A 22,921-nucleotide genomic window follows, 5' to 3' on the forward strand; every position below is an offset into this window, starting at 1 on the left:
CCTTTATAATTAGCAATATCCGCCGAAAGCAAGGCATTATATACAAAATAAACAGCCGTAGTGCATAACTCGGTTAAAAGAACTATGAAGGTGTTGAGCCGGTGCAGGAAAATCGCTAATGCTTAATCCGCTGAGCATACAAAATCTGCAAAGCAGCGCGGGTAAATCGCTATCGGCCACCGAACTGGTGCGTGCTTTGCCGCTAAATACGCCAACGCAAATTAACGTTCGCCAAAGCAGCGCCGATGCTTCACGGCCTAATCAGTTTAACCTGCAAGTACAACTGGGCAGTCAGCTCTATCAATTGAAGAGTGACCAGTCACTACCGTCAGGCAGCACGGCCACACTCACGCGAACCGCCGCCGGTCAGTTGCTCCTGAGTAGCACGCCCAATCAATCTCCAGCGGCCCAGCCTAACACCCTAGGCACGCCAGCAACGAACAACCAAAACACAGCCGCCAATCAACCGCTTATCCCACTAAAGACCAGTACACAAACATCCGCGGGCACAACGGCAACGATTCCGGCCAGCGCCGCCACGCAAATCAACTCACTATTACCGCTAAACCGCCCTGTGTTGGCGACTCTGACGGTGGCCGTGCGGACAGGCGCAAGCGAGGGCAACCTTCTCGCAACGATTAATGGTCGTAGCGTGCCCCTGTCGCTCAATCAAGCACTACCCTTTGATGGTAAAGTGGTGTTGACCCGAACCTCCGATCAACAGGTTCAGATACAGCCTCTCCCTGCATCCACCCAGAACCAGAATCTCAACAATACGATCAACGACGCATTACGCTATGTGTTACCCACCCAACAACCGGTTGCCGGCAGTCTACTCAAGCTTCAGCAACTCAATAACAAAACCGGGGGCGAGAAAAGCCCTGTTAATAGTGCGATCAGCTCAATACTGAGCCTGTTTGGTGTCAAAACAAGCTCCGCGGCAGACGCTCAAACGGGGGTAAAACAAAACTTACTCAATGGCGGTCTATTTACCGAGAGCAACCTAGCGAATCCCGGTAAGCTGATCACCAGTAATGAGATGAAATATCAGCTCAATCAGCTATTACAGCAAGCGGATAAACTGCCGGAACAGGCACGACAGCAGCTACAAGATATTGTGAAAGGCTTGCTCAACCGAGTCACCAGCAACCAGTTAGAAAGCCTACAAAACACCCGCACAAACAATGACGGTGTAGAACGTTTTTTCACCCTGGACCTTCCGGTTAAAAATGGTGAACAGCTCGATAATGTCGAACTCAAAATATCCGAACACCGCCGCCAGCTCTCTGAGGATGAATGGCAACACTCATGGCGCGTCAGACTACACTTTGATCTAGAACAACAGGGCACCATTGATGCGGAACTGGTGCTGGAGGATGAACATCAGATAACCGCTCATTTTTGGTGTAGCCAAGCGGAGGTTGCAGAGGAGTTAAATGACAAACTACCCGAGTTCAATCAGCAGCTACATCAGCAGGGCTTTAGCATTCAATCAACCCATTGCAGTGAAGGTGCAGCGCCGAAAGCGATCAACCGAATCGAGCCACTAATCGATGTTACGACCTAAGCGAGCCCAAAGATGAGCAAAAAAGCAGACGAGTATCAGAAAGCCATTGCCCTGAACTACGATCATGAAGGTGCCCCAACGCTAACGGCGAAAGGACAGGGTGTGATTGCCGAGCAGATCATCCGGCTCGCCAAGGAGCATGATGTACATATCCATGAGAGCCCGGAGCTGGTTGAAGTGCTGTTACGCTTGGAACTCGGCGATGAAATTCCAGAGAGCCTGTATCGTGCCATCGCCGAAATTATTGCTTTTACCTATAAGCTAAAGAATGGGACAAATTAAAGCGAACGCTTTCTCCCGCCATAACAAGATCAACCCTGTTTATCAGGCGCCGCGATCTCTTTATGTAACAAGGCCATCAGTTCGGCTTCGGGTCGACCAATGCCGCAGTTTTTAACCAGATCATCGACATCAGCGCCCATTTCCATCAACCGAGCCGCCTGATTATAGGCCAACACGCCGGGGTCACGATTCGCTAATTCCTGCTGTTTTTCAGCGGTAATATTGAGCTGATTTTCCACATCCATCAACCGATGCCCCATGCCGATAGAACTACTCGTCAGGGCTTGAATCTCATTGCGCAGCACATTGATCAGCGCTTCATACTGTCGCTGATGCTGCTGTAACTGTCGTCGGGCATGAATCGTATATCCTACCGATACCGATGCGATCAAGGCGACTACCGCCAAGGCTAACCAGATCATCTTATCTCCTCTTCACTGATGTCGGGCCGCATTGAGGCCATCTAATAACGCGGGGATATTCATCACTGCACATTGGTGCTCCATACAGGTACCCAACAGCCAAGGCCTGGCTTGCGGGTTGTTATTCCACGTAATACTGTCTTCTTCAATCGCTTGGGAACCGATCATCGAATCGATGGTGATCGCCCAGCCGGCATCTTTAATCTTGATCAATTCAGAGTAATCCGCTTTATCGGGCTCATAACGCTCGGGAATCGTCCACATACCGGTATCGACCACCCGCACCAGCGTACCGGACTCATCATAGCTGCCTAACACCCAATCAGCACTATGATTCAAGCCCAACTTCATGGTGCTAATATCATGGGCACCCTGCAGATATTTAATCGGTAAGGCTAACCTAACCCCGTACATTTTCACCAACAGACATTGCAGTGGCTCAGCCGGTTCTGGTTCTGGTTCTGGTTCTGGTTCTGGTTCTGGTTCTGGTTCTGGTTCTGGTTCTGGTTCTGGTTCTGGTTCTGGTTCTGGTTCTGGTTCTGGTTCTGGTTCTGGTTCTGGTTCTGGTTCTGGTTCTGGTTCTGGTTCTGGTTCTGGTTGAACAGTATCAAATGACTGAGGCTGCATATCCAATGTTATTTCTAGCTCTTCCAGTGCAATATCTTCCATCTCGGGGCCTGCTTTTGGCAGATCCAACACACTAGGGGCCTCACTGATATCCGCCGCCATCGCTTGCTCTTGCGCGAGTTCCAGCTCAGCGTCGACACTGCTGGAGCTATGATCATCTTTCAGCAAGGCATCCAGATACTCTTTCACCAGTTGTTGCTGCCGGTTCAATTGCCCGTCACTCATGCTCTGCTCCGTTCCGCCAAACCGCGTAAAATACGGATATACGCCTGCACGCCCGGCATGGTTAAATCCAGCTCAGACGGTGTCACGCCCTTTGCACTCGCGGTAATAAACTTACTATCCACCGGCACTACTGATGCGGCCATATGATCAACAAATCGCTGATGCAACTCCCGTAAACAACTCACGGAGGCCGGAATCGTGCGGTCATAAAATGTGGGGATCAAGGTATAGGTCAACTGCCGTTTACGCGCCCGATTAATCATCGCAATAGTTCGCAGCATTCGCTCGAGCCCCTTCATCGCGAGAAACTCGGTTTGTACCGGTACTAACAGATGACCACAGGCAGCTAAAGCGTTGATCATCAACACACCTAACACCGGTGGACTATCGATCAGCACATAATCATAACGGTCTTTAACGAGACGTAACGCTTTAGCGATCTGTAGCCCCATGCCTTCCTGACCGCCTGATTTGCGTTCCAGTGTGGCCAGTGCTGTGGTTGCCGGTATAAGGTCGATGCCCGCGTTCGAGGTCGGCATCAACAATGGCTCCAGCAGTTTAAGATCCACCTCGCGACCGAGTTGAAACAGGTCGTATACACTGTTTTCTAACTCATCGGGGTCATATTTAAAATAACTGGTCATCGAACCGTGAGGATCTAAATCCACCAGCAGTACCCGCTGCCCGGCATCAGCTAATAGCCCAGCCAATGCAACCGCCGTCGTGGTTTTACCGACACCACCTTTCTGATTAGCAACCGCCCATACTTGCATTATTGCGGTAACTCCTGTGCCTGCGGAGAGAAGCTCTCCGGCGACGTTAATGTTTCTGTATCCAGAGGTTGAGTGGGTTCTTCGCGCTTAAAGCTAATCCGTCCCTGCTCATCCTTCACGGTTTTTATAGCTGATTCAGGCAAGCCACTTTCAGTCAAAATCGTGCTCACTGCATCCTCACTGACTTGCTCGCTACCAAAAGCCGAAACCACCCGCTGAGTTTTACGATCACGGGTGACCACGATAACAATGCGCCGATTGATTCGGCGACCAACTTCGGTGCCGTTGTCGGCTAACGGTTGATATTCTCCATAGCCGACTGCCGCCATTCGCTGCGGTGGCACGCCGTTCATCTCCAAAATTCGCACCACACCGGCAGCTCTCGCGGCGGATAGCTCCCAATTAGAGGGGTAACGATCCGATGAAATAAACTGATTATCAGTATAGCCTTCAACGTGAATAGGGTTGTCATACTGTTTGAGTATTTTCGCCACCCGTTCAAATACCGGGTCACTCGTAATCGCTGGCAACGCTCCCCCTTCGGGATAAACAAGATTGGCGCCCAACTCTAATGCCACCCAGAGGTTGTTGCTCTGTACCGCAACATGCCCGCTGCCGATCAATTTTTTAAACTGCATCTGCAACTGTTCACCGATCGCTTTCAGCGCGGCGCTATTTTCCGGTTTAGGTGGCACTATTTTAACCACCGAGGTCTCTTGATTGGCCTCACCATGGGACACCCCCACGCCGGTGGGCAACACATCCGTTGGACTACCGACCGGCGAGCTCAACACCGACTGTTGAGAAAACACACCGGCCAATGATTCGGCAACCTGCCGATATTTCTCTTCATTCACCGAAGACATGGCATACATCACCACGAATAAAGCCAACAACAATGTCAAAAAATCAGCATAGGAGATAACCCAACGCTGAGAATGTGCATCCTGTTCATCAACTCTACGCCTGGCCACCTTAAGACTCCTGCTCCAGATAGCCCTGTAGTCTTAATTGAATAATGCGCGGATTCTGGCCCTCAGCGATCGACAACAATCCTTCTAGCATCATCTCCTGAAAATAAAACCGTTTCAGCACCATCGCACGAATCTTATTAAATAGCGGCAAAAACAGTAAATTAGCAATCGCCACGCCGTAGATGGTTGCCACGAAAGCGGTGGCAATACCGGAGCCAAGATTAGCCGGATCAGCGAGGTTAGACATCACATGGATCAGCCCCAGCACCGCGCCTATAATACCCATGGTTGGCGCATAACCTCCCATACTCTCCAGCACCTTCGCCGCCTGTAAATCGCGATTTTCACGGCTAACTAACTCTGTTTCTAGGGTCAAACGGATAACATCAGAGGTGCGGCCATCCACTAGCATCTGCAGGCCGTTGCGCACAACGCTATCACTCTGCCCGGCAATCTCATCCTCCAAGGCTAATAAGCCTTTGCGACGGGCAAGCACACACCAGTTAACAATATTATTGACCCCTTCGCGGTAATCTAAATCGTCCTTACCAAACACGCTCGCCGATAGTTTGATCGCACGTGAAAGCTCCCCTGGGGATGACTGAATCAGCACCGCCGCAAAGGTACCGCCGACCACAATCAATAACGCGGGAACGTCAAAAAGCTCATCAAAACCGCCCCCTTCGAGGTAGTTACCGCCAAAAATGGCAATAACCGCCAGCAGTATGCCACTCAAACTTACGAGGTTCATCGATGCCCCCAATGGTTAAATAGCTGCCGGATGCTGTCTAGATTGAGTACCGCATCGGCTAAATCCGCTTGAATAATCGCCTTCGGCATACCAAAAATAGTACAGCTCTCTTTATCCTGCGCCCAAACCGTTGCCCCCGCATTTTTCAAAATACGCGCCCCGTCGCAACCATCTGCGCCCATCCCCGTCATGACGAGCGCCAGCGCCCTGTTCCCATAGCCTTTAGCCACCGAGGCAAAGGTAAGATCGACACTGGGTTTATACGTCATCCGCTCATCACTCGCGCGGATAATCAATTTCCCAGAGTTTGCGGGATCTAAGATCATCTGCTGTCCACCCGGTGCGAGATAAGCATGTCCAGGTTTAAGCTGATCGCCATTTTCGGCTTCTTTAATCGAGATAAGACTGAGGTCATCGAGACGCTTCGCAAAGACCGAGGTGAAAGCTTTCGGCATGTGCTGCGTCAGTAGAATAGGCACGGGAAAATCAGCGGGAATCTGCGTCAAAATAAACTGTAACGCCGCGGGGCCACCGGTAGAAGAACCGATGGTGACAATATCACACTCAGGCCAATGAACCCCATGAGCCTGCTTATCGACCCGCGACGCTCTGGGGATGGCGGTTGCACTAACGGCATGTTCTTGAGTTCTAGCGCTGATAAAAGAGGCTGGCCGTTGTTTCTGCCGCCCTAATACAAGAATTTTTTCTGCCAGAATACTTTCAATATGTGCGGATTCCTCTGAGCCTGAGCCAGACACCCAAGCCCTAGCATCTTTCTCCATGTAATCCGCTGCCCCTTGAGCTAAGGCTTCAAGGGTAACCGATGCGCTGCGACGGGTGAGCGAGGAGAGCATAATCACCTGACAAGGGCATTCATGCATGATCTGCTTTAAGGCGGTGATGCCGTCCATCTTCGGCATCTCGACATCCATGGTGATAACATCCGGCTTCAGCTGTTTAGCTTTCTCCACCGCTTCCACGCCATCTTTCGCCGTATCCACCACCGTAATATCGGGGTGATTAGCCAATATTTGCTTGATACGGTTACGAAAGAAAAATGAATCATCAACCACTAAAACTCGAACGGCCATACAGTTATCCAGTATAAGTCTGCCGAGCGTATATCATGCTCAACTAGCGTATGCCTTCAGCAGGCTGGGAATATCAATAATCAAAGCGATCCGTCCATCACCGGTAATAGTGGCGCCGGACAATCCAGGGGTTCCATGTAAAACAGAACCGAGCGGTTTAATCACCACCTCTTCTTGGCCGACAAGCTGATCAACCACAAAGGCGACCTGCATCGTACCGACATTGGTGATCACGACATGGCCATTTTCAGGCAATGGATCCTTCTCGAACCCTTTCATCAACCAGCGTTTCAAATGGAACAGCGGCATCGCTTTATCACGCACAATAATAACCTGCTGACCATCCACCATATTAATTTGGGTCAGGTCGAGGTTAAATATCTCATTCACGTTCACCAGTGGCAGCGCAAACGCTTGCTGTTCTAGTAGCACCATCAGCGTTGGCATAATAGCGAGGGTCAGCGGCACCTGTATCTCAATGCGCGACCCCATCCCCAGAGTCGAATCGACATCCAGCTTCCCGTTCAGTTGAGAGATTTTGGTTTTCACCACATCCATCCCAACACCACGGCCAGAAACATCGGAGATCTGCTCTTTGGTCGAAAATCCTGCGGCAAAGATCAGGTTATAACACTCATGATCCGTCAAGCGCGCAGCCGCTTCCTGATCAAGCATCCCCCGTTTAACCGCCAGATTTCGTAGTAGGTCTGGGTCCATACCCGCGCCATCATCCTCAATCACCAGCAGGATATGATCACCTTCCTGCTCCGCCGACAGCAAGACATGGCCTTCACGGGGTTTATCATTAGCCTCCCGTACGGCAGGCTCTTCAATACCATGATCGATAGCGTTTCTAACGAGGTGAATCAGTGGATCAGCTAGGGCTTCAACGAGGTTTTTATCCAGATCGGTATCTTCGCCCCGTAGCTCAAGATTAACTTCTTTATGCAACTGGCGAGAGAGATCTCGAACCAAACGGGGAAAACGCCCAAATACTTTTTTAACCGGCTGCATACGGGTTTTCATGACCGACATCTGCAGGTCGGCGGTCACCATATCGAGGGATGCCAAGGCTTTGGACATATCCCCATCATCGACCTCGGTACCCAATCGAACTAAACGGTTGCGCACCAACACCAGCTCACCGACCATGTTCATGATCTGATCCAGCAAACGGGTATCCACCCGTACATTACTTTCGGCGACCGGTTTATGCTGCTGCGGCTGAGATTTAGCCGCTGTGGGCGCTTGAGCATGTTCACTATCGGCTACAACCGGCGCAGTCGACGCCGGCTTTACCTGCACAACAGGGGCTACAGCGGGCGCAGCGGCAACCGCAGCAAAAGCACCTTCCCCTTTAGACTGTAGATCATCTAATAAATTTTCGAACTCATCATCCGTAATCAGCTCGCTACCGGCAGGCGTGACAGGGCTAGCCGTCACTGAAGGCGCTACCGCACCGAGCAACTGATCAAATTCCGCATCAGCACTGCTCTCTACATTACCTGCTGGGCTAACACCCGGCGCACCACCAGGGCCATGCAGTGTATCCAGTAGATTATCAAACTCATCTTCGGTAATCAGATCGGAAGTCGGTGATACAGTACCCGGTGCACCATGGGCACCGTGCAATTGATCTAACAGATCATCAAACTCTTCTTCGGTGATCAGGTCTGAGGTGGCGTCTGCGTTATTGCCCAGATCGCCCACCAACATATCGAACTCAGCACTCACCGCCGCGTCGTTATGGACGGGAGCCGGCTGTATTATTTTTTCTGCCACAACTGAAGTTTGCACCGGCGCCGCTGCCTGACCCGATGCCATTGCGTTTAAACCCGCTAACAGTTGCGGATCGACCGGATCGGGAAAACCGCCCTGTTTCACCGTTTCAAACATCGCATTGATGTTATCCAATGCCTGTAACACCAAGTCCATCAGTGTTGAGGATACCTGTAAGGCGCCATTACGTAGCTGATCAAATAAATTTTCGGCGCTATGGCAACAATCCACCATCGGATCTAACTGTAAAAAGCCAGCGCCGCCTTTGACCGTATGAAAACCGCGAAAGATAGCATTGAGTAACTCGCTATCCTCTGGGTGCTGTTCAAGATCGACCAGCTGTTCAGATAGCTGTTCGAGAATTTCCCCGGCTTCGACTAAAAAATCTTCCAGTATTTCCTGATCAACATTCAAGGACATTCGTATTACCCTTTAAAAACCGAGGCTAGACAGCAGATCATCAACATCATCCTGATTGGATGCGACCGCCCCTTCGTTACGCCCTTTCATTTGCGGCCCTTCGCCTTTGGCCTCTGAACGCTCGGCACTCGCTGATACGTCTGCCGAGGTGGCACCGGCAACAGCCTTGCTTGTCGCCAACGCTCCCAAACTATTGACTCGGGAGGCCACAGCCATCAAACCTACTAGTTTTTCTTCGATATCGGCGACCAATTGAATCACCCGCTTAATCAGCTGGCCTGTAATATCCTGATACTCTTGAGCGAGCAAGATACCCATCAGACTCTCTTTGAGGCTAGCTAAAGTAACGGAGTGATCTACCGCATAGCGACAGGCTTTTTCATACAGCGCTTCAAGTTGAGGATGATCCTGTTTCAGTGCCGCCAACTCATCAATCAGCTCTTGACGCCGCACCACATCCTGTTCGATCAAGGCCACATATCGCAGCGCATCATCAACCTGATCAATGGTTTTATGGGCGTTGGTTTCCGTCAGTTCGATAACATAGGAGAGACGTTCAGTGGCGTCTGAAATTGAAGCGATATGCTGTTTAGAATCCTGTAACAACTCGGCTGAGCTAACATCATCGGTAAAGCCAACAATGGCGTTATGGACCGCCCGCGTCAGGGTGCCCACTTCATGATAAAGCGCCCGATGGCGCATCTCATTGAGTTCTTGCACCTCATCCATTGCCTGTGGCAACTGCCCCTGATTCAGCAGATCGACTAATCGCTCTGCTCGCGTTTGCAGTTCAGCCTCAAATAGATGCTGGTCATAATACGTTTCAAAATCAGACATTAACGCCTCCTAGCCCTGTAGGCGCTCAAAGATTTTATCTATCTTTTCTTTTAGTACCGCGGCGGTAAATGGCTTAATAATATAACCGTTTACACCGGCCTGAGCCGCCATGATGATCTGGTCCCGTTTCGCCTCAGCCGTCACCATCAGGATCGGAATATGGCTCAGTGAAGGGTCAGCCCGCACGGTTTTCAACAGATCAATGCCGGACATCTTCGGCATATTCCAGTCGGTCACCAAAAAATCGATACCGCCCGACTTCAACACAGGCAACGCGGTTGCACCATCATCGGCTTCAACAATATTGGTAAATCCAAGGTCACGCAGCAGATTTTTTATAATCCGGCGCATTGTTGAGAAATCATCTACTACCAGAATTTTCATGTCTTTATTCAAGACAATCCCTCCTAACACTCTTTTAAGCGATGCGGTATTCGTTCAACCTCATCGCCACTCTTTTAAACGGCCACGTAATCGTAATGCCGCCTGACTATGTATCTGGCTCACTCGTGATTCACTCACACCAAGCACTTTACCAATCTCTTTAAGATTGAGTTCTTCATCGTAATACAGTGACAACACAAGTTTTTCACGTTCAGGCAACCCCTGTATTTCAAGGGCTATGGCCTTCATAAAATCTTTTTGTTCAAACTCTTCAGAAGGATTTGGTTCATTACTGGCAATGGTTTCGCCTGGCCCTTCATCCTGAGGCCCCGTCAATTTATCAAAACTAAACAGACGACTCTCAGATGAGTCTTTCAATAATGCATGATATTCCGTCACACTAATATCAAGTTCCGCAGCAACCTCCCCATCTTGGGCATCTCGGCCAGTACGCGACTCGATAATCTGAATAGCTTCGGAAACTCGACGACCATTACGGTGTACAGAGCGAGGCGTCCAGTCTCCACGACGGACTTCATCGATAATAGAGCCGCGAATACGAATGCCGGCATAGGTTTCAAAGCTAGCCCCTTTGCTCGCATCATATTTTTTGGCCGCTTCCAATAGCCCCACCATGCCGGCCTGAATCAGATCTTCCAGTACGACATTACTCGGTAGTCTTGCCAGTAGGTGATGAGCAATACGCTTCACCAGCGTCGTATGCTGCTCAATAACCTCCTGACTTGACTTAAACTGAAGCGGATTATACATAGAGACCATACGCTACTCTGATAATTTATTCAGGCGCCAGAAATCAAGCGCTCAACAAAGAATTCAAGGTGCCCCCGGGAGCTGGAAGGCATCGGCCAGGCGTCTACTTTCGTCGCTAGCTGTTTATAGGCCAACGCCGCTTTACTCTGCGGAAACGCTTTTAAAACAGCACGTTGCTGCTTCACTCCCTTTCTGACTGCTTCATCATAAGGGATTGAACCCAGGTATTGAAGTGTCACGTCAAGAAAGCGGTCAGTTACTGTTAATAACTTGTTATACATGTTCCGTCCTTCCTGCTCAGAACGGACCATATTGGCCAATACCCGAAAACGGGTCATTTTGTAATCACGATTCAGCAGTTTCATCAGCGCGTAGGCATCGGTAATCGACGTCGGCTCATCACAGACCACAACCACCACATCCTGAGCGGCGTTCACAAAACTCACCACCGCCTCAGAGATACCCGCAGCGGTATCGATCACCAAGATATCGAGATCATCGGCAATCTCACTGAATGCGTGGATCAGTTCCGAGTGTTCGTGGACGCTGAGAGAGGTCATCGCTTGAGTTCCGGATGCCGCCGGTACTATCCGGACATTAGTGCCAACATCGATCAGTAACTCTTGCAAACGACATTCACCGGATAACACATCGGAAATATTGCGCTTCGCTTTCACGCCCAGCAACACATCCACATTAGCCAAGCCTAGGTCGGCATCCATCAGTACCACTCGATGGCCCATCTCACCTAACGCCAGACTCATATTGACCGAGACATTGGTTTTACCGACGCCACCTTTACCACCGGTAACAGCAATCACCTTAACCGGTCGAGAACTACCCATGGCGGTTTCCTGTATGTGTTAACAAATCAGCTCTCCCAATGCTCATCTCTGGCCAACCTATCTTGCTGATGTTCATGAAATACACGGCGACTACGGCTCGCTTTCTGTGCCGTAATCACCGCTCGGCTTACCAGATCTTTTTTGTGTGCCACATCTATATCATCGGGCACCCGCTGACCATCGGTCACATAACTCACCGACAAACCATTCTCGATAACCAGATCTAACGCTTCGCCCAGATTACCGGATTCATCCAATTTACTCAGTACACAGCCACTTAAACCCAGTGGCGCATAGGTTTCATACGCACTTTCAATCACATGTCGCTGACTCGAACAGGATAACACTAATAACTTTTTCAGCCGCACAGACACATCTTCTAACATATTCAACTGTGCTTGAGTGTGCGGTTCGTGGGCGTTCATACCGGCGGTATCGATCAATACTAACCGTTTACCCCGAAGCGAACCTAACACCTCATCCAAGGAGTTGTTTTCATCCACCACCCGTACCGGCACATCGAGGATACGGCCAAAGGTTAACAACTGCTCATGGGCCGCGATACGATAGGAGTCGGTCGTCACCAGCGCCACACTTGAACTGCCGTGTTTTAAGACATAGCGCGCCGCCAGCTTGCCGATGGTGGTGGTTTTGCCCACCCCAGTCGGCCCAACGAAGGCGATCATGCCGCCACGTTCAACAAAATCCTCGCCCATCACCGGAATATGATCGCTAAACCGCGTCAGGGTTGTCCGCCAAGCATCATCAAGCTCATCCGTATCAACCACTTTAGCGGATAGCTGTCGACTCACCTGCGGCCCTAAGCCGATCCGCTCGAGGCGACGTTCCACCTTCGTGATGGCCGAGTCAGCCAACTCATGACGGGGGCGTTTAGCGACATTAGATTTCGCTCGCAGAGGCTTAGGCGGTACCGGTGCGCTTTTCGGCGTTTCATCCAGCACCGGTGCTTGGGGACGTTTAAGCAGACTTTTAAGGGACTCAATTTCTTGCTGTAACGAAAGGATAGCGTCTTGTTCACTTTCGCGAGGCGCTTCTGCTGCAGGTTTAAATTCATGCCGCTGCCGAGTGGGATCGAGTCGCGGTTCAGCTACCCGAGCGGGACGCTCTTGAACCTGAGGCGGATGCTGCTGTCGACCTTGCTGGCGACGCTTAAGGGTATCGAGGATTTCACTCAGCTCGTCGTCATCATCGTCTAGTTGGCGGTTTTTTTGCCGAGGTTCCGGTGCGCCTTCCTGAGCAGTCGCGATACGCGCTTGAACCTTACGCAACTCTTCAGCAAGATTACTCTGCAATTTAGCGGGTTGCGCCGATTCTTTACGGGCGTGCTCTACCGCCCGCTTGCGTTTAAAATCCTGTTGCGCCGCTTCGTACTCATGCTCATGGGCAGCCACGACCTCAACGCCACCCGCCACGCGATGATTAGAGACGATCACGGCATCCGGGCCGATCTCGTCCCTGACCCGTTGCATGGCCTGCCTCATATCCGGAGCAAAAAAGCGTTTAACTTTCATAACCGTCTCTATTCATTACCCAATCAAGCCTTCGCCTGATTCTGGCCACCCACTGTAGCAATAATCGTAACCCGTTTATTTTCGGGGATTTCCTGATAAGAGAGCACACTAATTTGATGCTCTCCATAGCGTACAAACTTAGCCAACAACGGCCGTATCGGCGCTGCAACCAGCAAGATTGAAGCCCGTCCAGCAATCTCTTGCTGTTGCGCCACCTCAGCCAAGGAGGTTTGCAACCGCTCAGCCATGGTCGGTTCAATCACCATGCCTTCACCGCCCTCTCCCCGCTGAACCGACCCCAGCAATAACTGTTCGAGTTGAGGATCGAGGGTAATTACCGGCAGTTCTTCATCATTACCAACAATATTCTGCACAATCATGCGCGACAAAGATATACGCACGGCGGCGGTCAACCCCTGAGGGTCCTGCGTCCGCGCTACCGCCTCGGCCAATGATTCGGTAATGGTCCTGAAATCCTTGACCGGCACCTGCTCCATCAACAGATTCTGCAGCACTTTTAACAGTGTACTCACAGAAAGCTTGCTTGGAACTAACTCTTCTACCAGTTTTGGGGATGTTTTTCCTAACATATCCAATAATTTCTGTACTTCATCATGCCCCATCAACTCATGGGAGTGGGCTTGAAGAATCTGATTCAGGTGGGTAGCGACCACCGTACCGGCATCCACCACGGTATAACCGAGGGTCTGCGCCTGCTCTTTTTGACTCTGTTCTATCCATACCGCATCGAGACCAAAAGCGGGATCTTTCACATCGATCCCTTTTAACGCCCCAAACACCTGCCCCGGGTTAATCGCTAACTCGCGATCCGGATAGACTTCAGATTCACCGACAGACACCCCCATCAAGGTAATGCGATACGCGCCAGGCATAAGATCGAGGTTATCCCGAATATGCACCGATGGAACGAGAAAACCTAAATCTTGTGACAGTTTTTTACGCACACCTTTAATTCGGTTTAATAGCTGCCCACCTTGCAGTTTATCCACCATAGGGATCAGACGATAACCCACTTCCAGCCCGATCATATCGACCGGCATTACATCATCCCAGTCCAGCTCTTTTACATCCTGATCAGGCTCTGGCTGTTTGGTCTTAGTTGTCGTCTCCTCAACCAGCGCCGCCGCCGTGGCAATATTTCGCTGATTAATAAAGTAGGCGCCAATACCCGCCGCAATAGCTAAGGATAAAAAGGCAACATGGGGCATACCAGGAATGGAGCCCATAATGAAGAGAATAGTCGCCGCCACCGCTAACGCCTTTGGCGAACCGAACAACTGGCTAATCACCTGCTGTCCCATATCCTGAGAAGAGTTCACCCGGGTAACCATAATCGCGGCAGCGGTTGATAGTAGCAATGATGGTATCTGTGCCACCAAACCATCACCGATGGTCAACAAGGAGTAATAACGGGCCGCCAACTCAAACGACAGATCATGCTGTAACATGCCGATCCCTAGCCCACCCAAGATATTGATCACCAAGATCAAGATACCGGCGACCGCATCCCCTCGGACAAACTTACTGGCACCATCCATCGAACCATAAAAGTCGGCTTCTTGCGTGACGTCCTCTCGGCGTTTTCTCGCATCGTCTTGGCTAATCAAGCCGGCATTCAGATCGGCATCGATCGCCATCTGTTTACCCGGCATAGCATCCAAGGTAAAGCGAGCACTTACTTCCGATATACGCCCGGCACCTTTGGTTACCACCACAAAGTTGATAATCACCAAAATCATGAAAACCACTAGGCCTACCACATAATTACCACCGATCACCACCTCACCAAAGGCCTCGATCACCTTACCTGCTGCATCGCCCCCCTCGTGGCCATAGAGCAACACCACCCGTGTGGACGCCACATTCAGTGCCAAGCGCATCAAGGTCGTAATTAAGAGAATGGTGGGGAAGACCGCAAAATCGAGCGGGCGCATCGAATAGACACACACCAGCAGCACAACGATCGACAGGGCGATATTAAAGGTAAACAATGTATCCAGCAGAAACGGCGGCATCGGCAGCGTAACCATGCCGAGCACCAGCAGCAGCAAAAAAGGGATACCTAGATTCCCTTTACCTACTCCACGAACATTGTTGTAGATGGCTGCTCTATCCATTACGCCCCAAACGAGATCTCGCCGCTCACAAAGCGTCAAAAAAACATCATTAAATAATTAGTTATTAGAATATTAAAAAATAGCATTAATATGAGGCTAAAAACATCAATTTTTTGACGCTTTACTCACCATAGCGCAAGAAAATGCAAGAATCCCGCCAGATACAGAGAATTTAACAAAAAAAGAGCAAAACAGAGGAAAGATTATTCATCCTGACGCAACTCATCAGGAATATCCAAATCCTGAGAAACGTCTTTCGGCGCTGGGCCTTGCTGACGTTTATAGCGCTGCAATTGGAAGACATACGCCAGAATCTCAGCCACCGCCTTAAACAATCCAGCGGGAATCTCTTCATCAACTTCGGTCGAATGATAGATCGCCCGCGCCAGTGGCGGTGCGGACAGTATCGGAATATCGTGTTTATCGGCGATCTCTCGGATCTTCAAGGCGACAAAGTCACCCCCTTTCGCCACCAGATAAGGCGCGCCACCGCCCCCTTGGTCATATTTTAACGCCACCGCATAATGGGTTGGGTTGGTAATTACCACATCCGCCTCAGGCACCGCGGACATCATCTTACGCTGGGATATTTCACGCTGTAGTTGACGAATACGCCCTTTCACCTCAGGCTTACCTTCGCTGTTCTTCATCTCATCTTTAACTTCTTGAAGGGTCATTTTCAGCTTTTGCGTATAGTCGTATATCTGAAAGGGCACATCGATCAACGAGATCAAAATCATCGTGCAACTCATCACCAAAAATGCCCAGATGACGATCTCAGTAGCATGGGACATCGCCGGAAAAACATCCTGCGAGCCCAAGGAGAATAGCGCCTGCTTCGATGCCATCAGCACCATAAATGAGAGCGACCCTACCACCAAAAATTTCGCCAATGCCTTAAATAGTTCCAACAACGCTTTCAGCGAAAACATCCGCTTAATGCCTGCCAGAGGATCGATTCGGCTAAACTTAGGCGCCATCGCCTTCATACTCACATTCCAGCCGCCCAGCGCAAGAGGCCCAACAATCGCCGCCACCAACAGCACCATAAAAAAGCCTAAGCAGGCCCGCAGCGCTTCGGATAACGAATAACCTAAATGCGCAAACATCGAAGCAGGGTCCATAACCGCCTGCCGATCAAGGCTAAAGTTATATTTCATCATCCCTGCCATTTTATCCGCTACTTCACCGCCAAACATCATCGCCGCAGCCGCAGCGGCTAACAATAAGATAGTGGTGCCTAACTCCTTCGAGCGGGCAACATCCCCCTTCTCTTTGGCGTCACGCAGCCGTTTCGACGTGGGTTCTTCGGTTTTCTCCTGACCGCTATCTTCAGCCATCTATAGCACTCCTACGCCGATAACCTCATCGAGGTAATTAAAGGCAATCGCTACAAACCGCTGATACTGACCCAAGAAACCTTCAAGGCTGACCCAAGCGATCACCAACCCTACGAGCATGGTAAATGGAAAACCGATAGCGAAGATATTCAATTGCGGGGCCGCCTTGGCCATCACGCCAAAGGCAAAGTTGATCACCAGCAGGGCCGTCACCGCCGGCAACGCCATCAATAGGGCGCTGGCTAGCATCCAACCACCCGATTTAGCCAATGCCATATACCCGGAGACCGGCATCGAACCGGCCGAAATCGGTAATACAAAAAAGCTCCGTGCCAAGGCTTCGAACATCACTAAATGCCCGTTAAATGACAAAAACAGCAACATCACCATCATCAGATATAACTGCGATAATACCACTACTGAGACACCGTTGGCCGGATCACTCACCGACGCAAAGCCAAGCCCCATCTGCGAGGAGATCAACTGCCCACCCAAGGAGAAAATCTGAAACAACACCTGAAGCACAAAGCCCATAGCCGTCCCGATGATCACCTGCTGCGCTATCAGAATATAGGCTTCCAAAGACATACCATCGACCACCGGCATCGCCGGTAGAGTTGGCAGTAACACCACGGTCATCGCTAACGCTAATCCCATACGGATGCGGACGGCCACCAGCTGGGTACCGATCATCGGAATAACCATAAAGAAAGAGGCGATACGAAAGAAAGGCAGCAAGAATTGTGCTACCCATTGTTCCAACTGAAGCGTCGTCAGTTGCAGCACAGGCTACCCCAAAAACAATGGAATATTGGCAAAGATGCTGTTGAACTGATCCATCAGCTGCCCAAGAATCCACGGTCCTGCCCACATAATGGTTAGCAAGGTCACCAACAGACGTGGCAAAAAGCTCAGAGTTTGTTCATTAATCTGCGTCGCCGCTTGAAAGGTCGACACCATCAACCCCACTAGCAACGAGGGCACCACGATAACCGCCACCAGCACCACGACCAAAAACAGGGCTTCGCCAAATAGATCAAGAACCATTCCCGGTGTCATAACATAGTCTCCAAGCTCGGCTTTACAGGAGCTTTCATCTGGATTTTAAGCAGATCAAACAACAAAACTACCCGCCAATGTCCCTATTACCATAGCCCAACCATCAACCAGTACAAATAACATAATCTTAAAAGGCAGCGAAATAATCACCGGTGACAGCATCATCATACCCATCGCCATCAAGATACTCGCCACCACTAAGTCGATCACCAAAAACGGAATAAACAGCATAAATCCGATCTGAAAGGCGGTTTTCAACTCACTGGTGACAAAGGAGGGGACCAATATCGTGAAAGGAATATCATCCGGTGTTTCCACCGCAGGGGTACGGGAGATATTCATAAAGAGATTAAGATCGGTCTCTCGGGTCTGCGCTAACATAAAGCCTCGAAACGGAATACTCGCCGCTTCCAACGCTTCTAACGAAGTGATCTCTTCATTCAGATAGGGTTGCACCGCCTGTTCATTCACATCATCCAACACCGGCGACATAATAAACAGGGTCAGGAACAGCGCTAAGCCGACTAGTATCTGATTCGAGGGAGTTTGCTGTAAACCTAACGCCTGACGCAAAATCGCAAAGACAATGATAATGCGGGCAAAGGAGGTCATCATCATCAGAATAGCGGGCAGGAAGGTCAACAGCGTCATCAGCCCCAGAATCTGGAGCGTCACACTGTAATCTGCCGTTCCATCGGCATTCGTCGTTAACGTAACCGCCGGAATACCAATATCGGCCGCCTGCGCAAAGCTAGGCAGCAAGACGCAGAAAAACGGCAATAGCCGAGCGAATAAGCGGCTCACTCGGCCTCCTTACGGCTCAGCACCTGCTGAAGCTTAGCGGCGAATTCGCTGGGCGCTGTACCGGTCTCAATCAGCGGTTGATCATAACTTTGCAATAGATTCACTCGCCCCGGCGCCACCCCCAACAATAGCTGCTGATCACCGGCCTGAACCAGCACCAGCTTTTCCCGTGTCGTCAACGGCACGGAAGCCACGACACGCAAGGCTTTATTCTGCCCCGGCAAGCCGGAATAACGCTTCAACAGCCAAGCCAATGACAAAATCAGCGCGATAACCAGAATCAAGCCCGCCGTTAACTGCATGATCGAACCACTGTTAACGGGGTCGACCATCTGACGCGGCACAACAGAAGCGGTTTTACCTTCTGTTTCGGCAGCTACAGCGAAACCGCCACCACAGCAGAGCAGCACAGCCGACCATAAGCGCAGACGCAAGCCAATCATCTTAGCTTATCTATGCGTTCCTGCGGACTGATCACATCAGTCAGCCGGATTCCGTAGCGATCATTCACCACGACAACCTCACCATGTGCCACCAGCGTACCGTTCACCAGCACATCCAACGGCTCACCGGCCACCCGATCTAGCTCGACAACCGACCCCTGATTAAGCTGCAGCAGGTTGCGAATCGAGATATCAGACCGGCCAACCTCCATGGATAACTTAACGGGGATATCAAGAATCACATCTAAGTTCGGGTTATCCAGCCTAACGCTATCATCTTTCAGCTCATCCAGATCAATGGCTTGCCCTTGCGAGGCTTCAGACTGCGCCTGTTCAGCCATCGCAGCGCCCCAATCATCAAGACCCTCTTCCTGGCCCTGCTTGTCAATATCGTCATTACTCATGAGTGATACGCTCTGTCCAACGGTTTAGTCATTTTTACTCCGGCTAATAATTTTTACCGCCAGATTCCCTCGAGATGTCCCTAGCTTACAATTAAATACCGGTACTCGTGCAGCTTTTAGTTTCAGCGTGTCGGCAATATCGATAGGAATAATATCACCCGCCTCCAGTTGCATAACATCGCGCAACTTCATTTTACGCTCGGCGATCACCAGATCTAGGTTGATCGGCGCGCCCAACATATCTTTTTTCAGTGCAGTGAGCCATTGCTCATCCAGCTCTTCCTCAGCGGGTTTATAGCCAGAGATCAGGATATCCCGTATCGGCTCCAGCATGGAATAAGGCATGGTGACATGAAACTCACCGGTACCGCCTTCCATATCGACCTGAAAGCTGCTGACCACCACCACTTCAGAGGGGTTAATCACGTTAGCCATCGCGGGATTGATTTCATGGCCGCTAATCTCAAACTTTAGCGGCATCACCGGCTCCCAAGAGCCTTCTAAATCGATAAAAAACTGCCCAATAACTTTATTAATCAGGCGAATCTCTGTGGGTGTAAACTCCCGCCCTTCAATCTTGGCATGCCGGCCATCGCCACCAAAAAAACTATCCACTAAGCGAAAAACGAGCTTAGCATCCATCACCAACAGCGCGGTGCCTCGCAAAGGCGACACCCGCAGCAAATTAATACTCGTAGGTACATAAAGCGTATGGATATAGTCGGAGTACTTCATAATCTGCACGCCGCCAACGGAGACATCGGCGTTATTGCGTAGCAGTGTAAACAGGGAGATGCGGGTATGACGGGCAAACCGTTCGTTGATCATCTCCAGCGTCGGCATCCGGCCACGAACGATCCGCTCATGGCTGGCAAGATCATAAACCTTGACCCCTTCACCCTCTTCGACAACGCTTTCTTCAGTCTCGATATCCCCATCATCCACGCCATGCAGTAGCGCGTCGATTTCATCCTGAGAAAGCAGATCTTTAACTGTCATATATGCTTATCCATCACTGCATTACAAAGCCTGTAAAGAGGATTTTCTCAACGCCGGGCTTGCCGATTTTCGCCTGCATAACCCCTTGTATCGCAGCCAAAGCGTCTTGTTGAAGCTTCACTTTGCCTTCCATCGTGCGCATTTCATCAAACGACTCACTGGAAAATAATTGATTCAACACAGAGACAATTTTTGGCATATGCTTGGTTAAGGCAGCCACCACCTCACTGTCGCGACTTTTTGCCTCGACATACAGTTGCATATAGTGGGTACGACCATCTTTACTCGGTACAACGATGGTAAAGTAAGGACTACCCTCTAAGGTTCTAATCTTGGTATATAACGCCCGCGCGGGCTTATCCGGCGCAGCCTTCTCGGCATCCGCGGAATCATCTGAACCCACCAAGAACATCGCTACCCCACCACCTATAATGGCTGCCAAGAGAACCCCAGCCACGGCGATAATAATCAGTTTTAACTTACCCAATCCCTTTTTGTTACCCTCAGTCGCCTCGCCAGCAACTGCATCTGCACTTTCATCAGCCATTATTTGCCCCACTGACTATCGACCGGAAAACCGGCAAAAGCATAAGAATACAACTCAAGCTGTAATATAACATACTGATTCAACAGCGGAAGCAAGCGAGTCAACATTCAGGCTAAGTTCGCCCTTTAGGCATAATAATCGACCAAAGAAAGGCTTTCGGTGACGGCGGATTCATCTTCACCCTCATCAACGCTACCGTTCGAATACCCCGCATAAGCAGCACTGCCCGACGGTGACCCATCACGCTGCTGACCCGATTGGTCTTCCACCGACGATTCCGACAGATTAAACCCTTGATCGGCAAACATCTCACGCAGCTTCGGCATATTTTGCTCTAATGCTTCTCGCACACTGCCGTGGGGAGTATTAAACACCACGCTGACCTGATCATTCTTCACATGCAACTTCACCTGCAACGAGCCTAGCTCCGGCGGATCAAGCTGAATTTCGGCAAACTGACCATTTTTTGACGCCATCATCATCACTCGGTCATTGACCGCCTGACTCCAACTGGGCGTACCAGGCCTAACACCCTGAGGCATTACCTGGGGTGACTCTTGAGCGGTCCGGGTCGATTTAGACGCCGCAGCGAGTGAATCGGCAAAACCGGTTAGCGAGCTTTCTTGTCGACTCTCTGAGCGGCCACTCAACTCTAGACTAGAGGCTTTATCGGTACCGGAAGACTTTAAGGACGCCCGGATGCTATCCGCTATTAACGTGCCGCTCTGAGCAACCGCCTGCCCCGTTGTTGGATCAATCACCGGCCCAGCTTGCGTAGAGGCCGCCTGACCCAATGTTTGCGCAGTCATTTCTGTTGCTACCGCACCTGTGACTGCTGAGCCTATGGCTTGCCCTGCTGCCTGTCCTGCTGCTTGCCCTGCTGCTTGCCCTGCTGCTTGCCCTGCAGCTTGTCCTGCAGCTTGTCCTACTATTTGTCCTACTATTTGTCCTGCCGTCTGATGAGCAGCTTGATTCACGGTTTGCTGAGCAGTCTGAGATGCCACAGATTGAACCAAATCACCGCTAGGCCGCACAGCTGACTGTTGAGTTAAGCCTGACAGCTCGGTTCCTATAACCGCCTCTCTAGTCTCTCGGGATGCCTGCCTATCGATAGCAGCCGCGTCGCTTTCCACCGCAACCTTTTGATCAATAACGCTAGTATCAAGCACACTGCTGACCAACGTTCCCGCGCTGACGTCCTGATGATCACCCTGCCCCTGTGCAGCCGTTATCACTGGCATAACACCTTCAGGAAAGGTCCCGTTGGTCGCTGCAATTGGTGATTCAGTCACAAAACCCGCACGTCGCCCCGTTGATACAGCAGGCGCTGCATCCGCGGGTGCAGACTCAATCGAGCTTGCTACTTTTTCAGGCACCTTCACCAAACCGCTTAATGCCGAATCAGCGCTAACCACCACACCGACATCACGATGCTGCGCAATCTGTTGTAGTGTTTGATCACCTAGCTGGGTGACATCAGGATAAGATTCAAGCTCTTTATCTAACAATCGACTTGACTGCAACCGTTGCTCAGTCATCTCTGCGGCTTCAGCCGTGACATCAGCCACCGTATCAACCACGATTTGCACACCGGATGCTCCGGCAGGCAAAGATCGACCCCCGTCCGGCAAAGGCTGTCCGCCCTGCTTTTGTTGCTCAAGCATTGCCCGCTGCTGCGCTTGCTGCATCGATTGATCGAATGACGACAAATTGCTGGCGGCTGGCGGGTTCAAATGACCCATGGATGGCGTGTCCGCGGCACTAACACCACGGTTTGATGCCGATCCAACATTTAACAATGATCCAACTCCCGTCGTCGAAAGCGTTTGATTCATGCTGCACTCCCGGGCAGATTGATAGCTAAGCATGAGAATGCACAATCAGTGCCACTTTAACGAGAAAGATTA

24 protein-coding genes are annotated in these 22,921 nt (G+C 50.7%); 2 read left to right on the forward strand and 22 right to left on the reverse strand.

The window, feature by feature from the left end; all coding sequences use genetic code 11:
• Positions 1 to 118: 118 nt before the first annotated feature.
• Positions 119 to 1,567 (forward strand): flagellar hook-length control protein FliK, encoded by a 1,449-nt coding sequence (gene fliK / locus EH243_RS04250; protein WP_126157410.1) that lies wholly within the window; start codon positions 119 to 121, stop codon positions 1,565 to 1,567.
• A gap of 12 nt (positions 1,568 to 1,579) precedes the next feature.
• Positions 1,580 to 1,849 (forward strand): EscU/YscU/HrcU family type III secretion system export apparatus switch protein, encoded by a 270-nt coding sequence (locus EH243_RS04255; protein WP_126157411.1) that lies wholly within the window; start codon positions 1,580 to 1,582, stop codon positions 1,847 to 1,849.
• A gap of 29 nt (positions 1,850 to 1,878) precedes the next feature.
• On the opposite strand, the gene EH243_RS04260 is transcribed toward EH243_RS04255, so the two are convergent.
• From EH243_RS04260 to EH243_RS04365, 22 genes are all read right to left on the reverse strand, one after another.
• The gene (locus tag EH243_RS04260; protein ID WP_126157412.1) at positions 1,879 to 2,271 is read right to left on the reverse strand and encodes a DUF2802 domain-containing protein; all 393 of its coding nucleotides are present in this window, start codon (positions 2,269 to 2,271) and stop codon (positions 1,879 to 1,881) included.
• Between the two features lie 12 nt (positions 2,272 to 2,283).
• Positions 2,284 to 3,123 (reverse strand): chemotaxis protein CheW, encoded by an 840-nt coding sequence (locus EH243_RS04265; RefSeq protein WP_206441510.1) that lies wholly within the window; start codon positions 3,121 to 3,123, stop codon positions 2,284 to 2,286.
• Positions 3,120 to 3,896: a ParA family protein gene (locus EH243_RS04270; protein WP_126157413.1), complete on the reverse strand. Its 777-nt coding sequence runs from the start codon at positions 3,894 to 3,896 to the stop codon at positions 3,120 to 3,122. Before EH243_RS04270 ends, EH243_RS04265 begins: the two co-directional genes overlap by 4 nt.
• Complete coding sequence (locus EH243_RS04275; protein WP_126157414.1) at positions 3,896 to 4,870, reverse strand: flagellar motor protein MotB; 975 nt, start codon at positions 4,868 to 4,870, stop codon at positions 3,896 to 3,898. The genes EH243_RS04270 and EH243_RS04275 overlap by 1 nt, the downstream gene beginning before the upstream one ends.
• 1 nt (position 4,871) lies before the next feature.
• On the reverse strand, positions 4,872 to 5,621 hold the full coding sequence (locus EH243_RS04280; RefSeq protein WP_126157415.1) for a flagellar motor protein: 750 nt from the start codon (positions 5,619 to 5,621) through the stop codon (positions 4,872 to 4,874).
• The gene (locus tag EH243_RS04285) at positions 5,618 to 6,712 is read right to left on the reverse strand and encodes a protein-glutamate methylesterase/protein-glutamine glutaminase (RefSeq protein WP_126157416.1); all 1,095 of its coding nucleotides are present in this window, start codon (positions 6,710 to 6,712) and stop codon (positions 5,618 to 5,620) included. The genes EH243_RS04280 and EH243_RS04285 overlap by 4 nt, the downstream gene beginning before the upstream one ends.
• Positions 6,713 to 6,751: 39 nt before the next feature.
• Positions 6,752 to 8,911 carry a chemotaxis protein CheA gene (locus EH243_RS04290; RefSeq protein WP_126157417.1) on the reverse strand — a complete coding sequence of 720 codons (2,160 nt, stop codon included), beginning with the start codon at positions 8,909 to 8,911 and terminating at the stop codon, positions 6,752 to 6,754.
• Positions 8,912 to 8,923: 12 nt separating this feature from the next.
• Positions 8,924 to 9,748, reverse strand: a complete 825-nt coding sequence (locus EH243_RS04295) for a protein phosphatase CheZ (RefSeq protein WP_126157418.1) — start codon at positions 9,746 to 9,748, stop codon at positions 8,924 to 8,926.
• 9 nt (positions 9,749 to 9,757) lie between these two features.
• Positions 9,758 to 10,132 carry a chemotaxis response regulator CheY gene (cheY, locus tag EH243_RS04300; protein ID WP_478212946.1) on the reverse strand — a complete coding sequence of 125 codons (375 nt, stop codon included), beginning with the start codon at positions 10,130 to 10,132 and terminating at the stop codon, positions 9,758 to 9,760.
• 60 nt (positions 10,133 to 10,192) lie between these two features.
• The gene (locus EH243_RS04305) at positions 10,193 to 10,903 is read right to left on the reverse strand and encodes an RNA polymerase sigma factor FliA (protein ID WP_126157611.1); all 711 of its coding nucleotides are present in this window, start codon (positions 10,901 to 10,903) and stop codon (positions 10,193 to 10,195) included.
• A 29-nt stretch (positions 10,904 to 10,932) separates the two neighbouring features.
• A complete protein-coding gene (locus tag EH243_RS04310) occupies positions 10,933 to 11,748 on the reverse strand; it encodes a MinD/ParA family protein (protein ID WP_126157420.1) in 816 nt (271 codons plus the stop codon).
• Positions 11,749 to 11,774: 26 nt separating this feature from the next.
• Positions 11,775 to 13,280 carry a flagellar biosynthesis GTPase FlhF gene (gene flhF / locus EH243_RS04315; protein ID WP_126157421.1) on the reverse strand — a complete coding sequence of 502 codons (1,506 nt, stop codon included), beginning with the start codon at positions 13,278 to 13,280 and terminating at the stop codon, positions 11,775 to 11,777.
• A 23-nt stretch (positions 13,281 to 13,303) separates the two neighbouring features.
• On the reverse strand, positions 13,304 to 15,418 hold the full coding sequence (gene flhA / locus EH243_RS04320; protein WP_126157422.1) for a flagellar biosynthesis protein FlhA: 2,115 nt from the start codon (positions 15,416 to 15,418) through the stop codon (positions 13,304 to 13,306).
• 203 nt (positions 15,419 to 15,621) lie between these two features.
• A complete protein-coding gene (gene flhB / locus EH243_RS04325; RefSeq protein WP_126157423.1) occupies positions 15,622 to 16,758 on the reverse strand; it encodes a flagellar biosynthesis protein FlhB in 1,137 nt (378 codons plus the stop codon).
• The gene (gene fliR / locus EH243_RS04330; protein WP_126157424.1) at positions 16,759 to 17,544 is read right to left on the reverse strand and encodes a flagellar biosynthetic protein FliR; all 786 of its coding nucleotides are present in this window, start codon (positions 17,542 to 17,544) and stop codon (positions 16,759 to 16,761) included.
• 3 nt (positions 17,545 to 17,547) lie between these two features.
• Positions 17,548 to 17,817: a flagellar biosynthesis protein FliQ gene (fliQ, locus tag EH243_RS04335; RefSeq protein ID WP_126157425.1), complete on the reverse strand. Its 270-nt coding sequence runs from the start codon at positions 17,815 to 17,817 to the stop codon at positions 17,548 to 17,550.
• A gap of 54 nt (positions 17,818 to 17,871) precedes the next feature.
• On the reverse strand, positions 17,872 to 18,597 hold the full coding sequence (gene fliP, locus EH243_RS04340; protein ID WP_126157612.1) for a flagellar type III secretion system pore protein FliP: 726 nt from the start codon (positions 18,595 to 18,597) through the stop codon (positions 17,872 to 17,874).
• Positions 18,598 to 18,617: 20 nt separating this feature from the next.
• A complete protein-coding gene (gene fliO, locus EH243_RS04345) occupies positions 18,618 to 19,064 on the reverse strand; it encodes a flagellar biosynthetic protein FliO (protein ID WP_126157426.1) in 447 nt (148 codons plus the stop codon).
• Entirely contained in the window at positions 19,061 to 19,468 is a 408-nt protein-coding gene (gene fliN, locus EH243_RS04350; RefSeq protein ID WP_126157427.1) for a flagellar motor switch protein FliN, read from the reverse strand. Before fliN ends, fliO begins: the two co-directional genes overlap by 4 nt.
• Positions 19,469 to 19,492: 24 nt before the next feature.
• Positions 19,493 to 20,467 carry a flagellar motor switch protein FliM gene (fliM, locus tag EH243_RS04355; RefSeq protein ID WP_126157428.1) on the reverse strand — a complete coding sequence of 325 codons (975 nt, stop codon included), beginning with the start codon at positions 20,465 to 20,467 and terminating at the stop codon, positions 19,493 to 19,495.
• A gap of 13 nt (positions 20,468 to 20,480) precedes the next feature.
• The gene (locus EH243_RS04360) at positions 20,481 to 21,014 is read right to left on the reverse strand and encodes a flagellar basal body-associated FliL family protein (RefSeq protein WP_126157429.1); all 534 of its coding nucleotides are present in this window, start codon (positions 21,012 to 21,014) and stop codon (positions 20,481 to 20,483) included.
• 125 nt (positions 21,015 to 21,139) lie between these two features.
• The gene (locus tag EH243_RS04365; protein WP_126157430.1) at positions 21,140 to 22,849 is read right to left on the reverse strand and encodes a flagellar hook-length control protein FliK; all 1,710 of its coding nucleotides are present in this window, start codon (positions 22,847 to 22,849) and stop codon (positions 21,140 to 21,142) included.
• Positions 22,850 to 22,921 lie beyond the last annotated feature (72 nt).

Origin of the sequence: Amphritea opalescens (assembly GCF_003957515.1) — a bacterium.
GTDB classification, from domain to species: Bacteria; Pseudomonadota; Gammaproteobacteria; order Pseudomonadales; family Balneatricaceae; genus Amphritea; species Amphritea opalescens.

Bases quoted from the DNA above. Each gene is read 5' to 3' on its own strand.
- fliK (WP_126157410.1), top strand. From the start codon at position 119: ATGCTTAATCCGCTGAGCATACAAAATCTGCAAAGCAGCGCGGGTAAA.
- EH243_RS04255 (WP_126157411.1), top strand. From the start codon at position 1,580: ATGAGCAAAAAAGCAGACGAGTATCAGAAAGCCATTGCCCTGAACTAC.
- EH243_RS04260 (WP_126157412.1), bottom strand. From the start codon at position 2,271: ATGATCTGGTTAGCCTTGGCGGTAGTCGCCTTGATCGCATCGGTATCG.
- EH243_RS04265 (WP_206441510.1), bottom strand. From the start codon at position 3,123: ATGAGTGACGGGCAATTGAACCGGCAGCAACAACTGGTGAAAGAGTAT.
- EH243_RS04270 (WP_126157413.1), bottom strand. From the start codon at position 3,896: ATGCAAGTATGGGCGGTTGCTAATCAGAAAGGTGGTGTCGGTAAAACC.
- EH243_RS04280 (WP_126157415.1), bottom strand. From the start codon at position 5,621: ATGAACCTCGTAAGTTTGAGTGGCATACTGCTGGCGGTTATTGCCATT.
- EH243_RS04285 (WP_126157416.1), bottom strand. From the start codon at position 6,712: ATGGCCGTTCGAGTTTTAGTGGTTGATGATTCATTTTTCTTTCGTAAC.
- EH243_RS04290 (WP_126157417.1), bottom strand. From the start codon at position 8,911: ATGTCCTTGAATGTTGATCAGGAAATACTGGAAGATTTTTTAGTCGAA.
- EH243_RS04295 (WP_126157418.1), bottom strand. From the start codon at position 9,748: ATGTCTGATTTTGAAACGTATTATGACCAGCATCTATTTGAGGCTGAA.
- cheY (WP_478212946.1), bottom strand. From the start codon at position 10,132: ATGAAAATTCTGGTAGTAGATGATTTCTCAACAATGCGCCGGATTATA.
- EH243_RS04305 (WP_126157611.1), bottom strand. From the start codon at position 10,903: ATGTATAATCCGCTTCAGTTTAAGTCAAGTCAGGAGGTTATTGAGCAG.
- EH243_RS04310 (WP_126157420.1), bottom strand. From the start codon at position 11,748: ATGGGTAGTTCTCGACCGGTTAAGGTGATTGCTGTTACCGGTGGTAAA.
- flhF (WP_126157421.1), bottom strand. From the start codon at position 13,280: ATGAAAGTTAAACGCTTTTTTGCTCCGGATATGAGGCAGGCCATGCAA.
- flhA (WP_126157422.1), bottom strand. From the start codon at position 15,418: ATGGATAGAGCAGCCATCTACAACAATGTTCGTGGAGTAGGTAAAGGG.
- flhB (WP_126157423.1), bottom strand. From the start codon at position 16,758: ATGGCTGAAGATAGCGGTCAGGAGAAAACCGAAGAACCCACGTCGAAA.
- fliQ (WP_126157425.1), bottom strand. From the start codon at position 17,817: ATGACACCGGGAATGGTTCTTGATCTATTTGGCGAAGCCCTGTTTTTG.
- fliO (WP_126157426.1), bottom strand. From the start codon at position 19,064: ATGATTGGCTTGCGTCTGCGCTTATGGTCGGCTGTGCTGCTCTGCTGT.
- fliN (WP_126157427.1), bottom strand. From the start codon at position 19,468: ATGAGTAATGACGATATTGACAAGCAGGGCCAGGAAGAGGGTCTTGAT.
- fliM (WP_126157428.1), bottom strand. From the start codon at position 20,467: ATGACAGTTAAAGATCTGCTTTCTCAGGATGAAATCGACGCGCTACTG.
- EH243_RS04360 (WP_126157429.1), bottom strand. From the start codon at position 21,014: ATGGCTGATGAAAGTGCAGATGCAGTTGCTGGCGAGGCGACTGAGGGT.
- EH243_RS04365 (WP_126157430.1), bottom strand. From the start codon at position 22,849: ATGAATCAAACGCTTTCGACGACGGGAGTTGGATCATTGTTAAATGTT.